Below are 4,015 nucleotides of genomic sequence, written 5' to 3' on the forward strand. Positions count from 1 at the left end.
CGGTATAGGATTGAGAGAAGGTCGCAGTGAAAATGGGATAGCCTTCGAGCAAGCATTCCAAGCTGCAAGCCGCGCGATTCTGAGGTGTGGAACCAATGGTCTGCCAATTCCTAAAAATGGACCAACACGCTTGGAGGTAGTTTTTGACCCTGACACAATGCGTGTCGCCCCCGATCCGAACGATTGGAAATAAGGTGATTCTTGCGACGGAAGACATCTATTTTCTTTGGGGTGTATCCCCTCAGCATACGTTGTGTCTCGACTCTCATTGGAGGGCGTGAGATGAACAAGTTATGCGAAAGGCTATATCCTACATTGTCACGGGAGTCGGCGTGATGATTGTGATGCTGAACCGACTTGCTTCCGGCCACACCCTTCCAGGTGATTTGAACGCAATATGGATTGCATATCTCAGTGAATTAACGCCAGCCGCATGGATATTGGTGTTGGTGGGGGTGGGAATGATCCTATGGAGTCATTGGCCTGATATCAAAGCTCGGATATTTGGAATTGAGCAGTCAAAGGGTATCCAGTGGATCAGTCTAGCGGAGTCTTTGAAGCGTCATCAATCTGGTTACTCCAAAGTCCACCTAACCTCTGTTTCTGCTCAACAGCCGATTTGTGTTCGTCTTAGCTCTGCTTTCAAAAGCGCGGGATGGAAAGTAGGGGGAGTGTTGCTCAGCTACGACTCTCACCCGAATGCGGGTGCATATAACTACGTCGAAGGGATTAAAATTTCTGGTCACAATCGAAATTTGATCAACACCCTAAAGCGGGACATGGAGAACGCGGGATTTTCTGATATAATTACCGAAGAGTTAGATATTGGCGGGATCACCCCCGACCACCCAAAATGGCCTCATGTTCAAGCAAGTGCTAGTATTTTGATTGGTCATCCTACACCAAAGGAATGATAATGGGGACACTTTCGTCAGCTCAAAAAAATGGCAAAATCGATGACTTCATCAAAGAGCATGAAGCCGTTCCTGATGGCGACCTCGACAAGTTGGACGCCGTGATTAAGCGCCCAACTCAGGGAACCGCGAAAGCAACTCCGAAAGCATCGTCTCAGGACGCATCCGACGATTGAAGCGGTACTCAAACTCTTTGACGTAACGCTCAAGATGCTTGTGCGACACGCTGGTATGGGTGCCAGCAATCGACTTTTTCAGATGGTTAAAGAAAGACTCAATCTGGTTGGTGCTGACGCCTTCCGGGGTGGCGTATTCACCCTGAGAATGGTTGACGGTCTTGTGGGTGTATTCGGTCGGCAGAAAGGATTTCTGGTAACCTTGCAGCTCGTCTGTGTGGAGTTCTGAGCCAACCTCAACGTTCTCGTGAATGGCTCTGCGAAGGGTGTTCTTTCTCTGGTCGGGAATGACTTTCAGGATCACATCGCCGTGGCGTTCCATCATACCCATGACAACGGCCTTACGCTCACGCCAGTCCATTCCGGTGGTGACGCCGCCATAGAACGTCTCATCGACCTCTACGACTTCACCAGCGCCGCCCACAGGCTCGTCACCGTCGATTGCGGCCATGTGTTCACGGATCAGCGCTGCCATGCGCCACGCGGTCTTGTAGGTCACACCAAGCTGACGCTGCAACTCCTTGCCGCTGACGCCGTGCTTAGACGTGGTGAACAGGAAGATTGCATAGAACCAGAGTTGCAGCGGTGTACGGCTCTTTTCGAAGATAGACCCGACCATCGGGTGAATGTGGTGGCCGCACCACTGGCACGAATAGGCTTTCTCAGACGCCAGAGGATACCACTTCGCAGGGCGATTGCACTTAGGGCATTCATGGCCCTGACCGAAGCGAACGTTGAACAAATGCTCAAGGCAAGCTTCGTCACTCGGGAACTGTTGGAAGAACTGGCGAACGGTTGTCTGTTTCATACCAAGGATATGGGAATGCGACTACCGTATGTCAAGGGGATACACCCCTTTTCTTTTGACATAATGTATATTACACGAGTTTGGATTTCACACTCACCCTAAGACAATCCCGTTTGTCCCCTACACTACCAGTTCACACAGCACCGGATTCTAACCCCAATGGGTTTTGACTTCTGTCAGCCATTCAAGACCGTCCCCGATTCCCCACTCCAATGGCTTGATTGCTCATCATATTTTGAGGTCACCCTAGCAATGAAAGGACAGCACATGGGACGCTACAACGGCAACGACCACAGCAAAGACGAGAACGACAACCACTCGGATCAGATGAACCCGAACAACGACACATATTGGACCGACCGGGGCCACGACGAGCGGCCGGACGACTGGGAAAGCGTCTACGACGACGACTAAGGAGTCAGCGCGGGGACGTAGGAGGTCTCTAGGTTCAGAGCCTCCTGCAATCTCTCTTTAGGCATAGCCTGAAGTTCCCGATAATCGTCAAACGGAGAGATCGGATCAAGCGTTAGGTTGCTGGTTTGTCGTAGACGCTCAAATGCCCGCTGACAGAAGCTGGCTGTGTTTGCGAGCATAAAGAGTGCGATATCCGATCTCTCATCCAGCCTTGATTTCGTGCACAGGTTTGCATGAACACTAAGACAAACATGGTGCGCTGGAATACTGGTGCCAGCCCGAAACCTTTTAGCCTCTCTGTGTGTGCTGGGCTCTGCGGGAAGATCAAACGCCTTCCTGTAAAAGTCAGCGTTGGTCTCAATGCCACTGATTTTCTTTGCTCGATCCAGGAAATACCGGATGGCCTCAAGATTGCCTGTGTCTGGGTTTCTCGAAGCGAGCAAATCAGCAAAACTCCAGAAAGCTTTTTCCGAAGGGTTCCTTTCAGCACTCTCAATACTCAACATGCGAAGGAACGCAAATAGCCCCAAGGTTTGTGCCGGAAAATGCCAGTCATCCGAGAGATCTGCCTCATTTGTTCGGAGCGCAGAAAGATACCATTGCATTGTATCCGTATGCGCCCAAGGCAGCTGGGCAATCATATCAATCGCCTCTGAGCGCCTGTTCACCTGCCAAAGGGCTCGACAAACGATAGACCCTCTCGCCAACTTTGTAGTGAAGTCCGCCGTCTGCGGGGCCCAGTTTTTCATCCGGGCAGATAGCAAAAAGCGAGACCAGTCGGACTCCCTTTCACTTGGTGGAGCCTGATTGAAAAATTCCACATCAGCCTCACCGTAATTTAGCTTTCGCAGCAATGCATCAAATGCGTCCAGAAAATCCTGACCACCCTTACTGTTCGCCATCTGCGACATAGGAGTGTTCTTCGCGCGAGCACGCTGAGCTGCCCGGTAAGCTCGCTCGTTGCCGCTTTTACTACCCAAAATGAAGGTGGTCAGATTGCCACCAACAACTCTGTAGACATCATCAGGCTCTGAAAAGAAGTACATTTTTAGCTCAGTAGTTTCAATGGGTCCAAGCAATTGACCAAGACGAGTTTCGGTAGGCCTTGGCTATCGCCTTCCTGAAGGCGTCAAGACGCTGTCCGATGGCGGCTCTGAAAACAAACTCAAAATCCAGACGAAGACTATGGCAACATTTTCTTGGTATCAGCGCTATCGACTCTGAGCCCAGGTATTTCAGTGTTCATTAGTGCGATAACAATCGCGGACGCGATCTCCGCTGGCCCAATAATACCCTCATCATTGAAATCTGCACCAGCCTCAATTTGAGCCGATCTCACCCAGTCCTCCAGCTCAAGCTGGCCAGACATATAGAGATCGTAGTCTATGCGAAATTTTCCAATTCTCATCATTCTAGTCCGCCGTATTAGATGTGTCGGACCTAAAAATGCATGTGAGGGGGCTGCAACATGGGATTCATCCCATGTTGTCGGAACATCTCCCATAATGAGAAGATCCCGTGATGTTGTCCACTCACGTGAAAATTAACTTTACGTGAAAGTACTTTTTACGATATTTGATGCATAACGTGAACTGGCTAATCGTGAGGACTACCTGTTGATTTCCGCTGAGAAGTGACCCGGTATTTTCACCGAGATTTGACCCACCTTTGTTTATGTCTCAGCGTTTATGTTGTGGTCAATG

Annotated in this window: 5 protein-coding genes and 1 pseudogene; 3 read left to right on the forward strand and 3 right to left on the reverse strand. The window is 50.2% G+C overall.

What is annotated here, in order from left to right; translation table 11 throughout:
* Together ACR0JI_RS21740 and ACR0JI_RS21745 are read left to right on the forward strand one after the other, a co-directional pair.
* Positions 1 to 193, forward strand: a pseudogene (locus tag ACR0JI_RS21740) (hypothetical protein); the annotation flags it as partial.
* 142 nt (positions 194 to 335) lie between these two features.
* Positions 336 to 914, forward strand: coding sequence for a hypothetical protein (locus ACR0JI_RS21745; RefSeq protein WP_480496633.1), 579 nt, complete (start codon positions 336 to 338; stop codon positions 912 to 914).
* 105 nt (positions 915 to 1,019) lie between these two features.
* Here the strand turns inward: ACR0JI_RS21745 and ACR0JI_RS21750 are convergent, their stop codons facing one another.
* Complete coding sequence (locus tag ACR0JI_RS21750; protein WP_480496635.1) at positions 1,020 to 1,898, reverse strand: IS1595 family transposase; 879 nt, start codon at positions 1,896 to 1,898, stop codon at positions 1,020 to 1,022.
* Between the two features lie 267 nt (positions 1,899 to 2,165).
* Here ACR0JI_RS21750 and ACR0JI_RS21755 point away from each other — a divergent pair, with 267 nt between their 5' ends.
* A complete protein-coding gene (locus ACR0JI_RS21755) occupies positions 2,166 to 2,312 on the forward strand; it encodes a hypothetical protein (RefSeq protein WP_480496637.1) in 147 nt (48 codons plus the stop codon).
* Here the strand turns inward: ACR0JI_RS21755 and ACR0JI_RS21760 are convergent.
* Together ACR0JI_RS21760 and ACR0JI_RS21765 are read right to left on the reverse strand one after the other, a co-directional pair.
* Entirely contained in the window at positions 2,309 to 3,358 is a 1,050-nt protein-coding gene (locus ACR0JI_RS21760) for a hypothetical protein (protein WP_480496639.1), read from the reverse strand. The two genes, ACR0JI_RS21755 and ACR0JI_RS21760, sit on opposite strands and share 4 nt — an antisense overlap.
* A gap of 137 nt (positions 3,359 to 3,495) precedes the next feature.
* Positions 3,496 to 3,723 (reverse strand): hypothetical protein, encoded by a 228-nt coding sequence (locus tag ACR0JI_RS21765; RefSeq protein WP_480496641.1) that lies wholly within the window; start codon positions 3,721 to 3,723, stop codon positions 3,496 to 3,498.
* Positions 3,724 to 4,015 lie beyond the last annotated feature (292 nt).

The organism is Ruegeria sp. N10 (genome assembly GCF_056531545.1).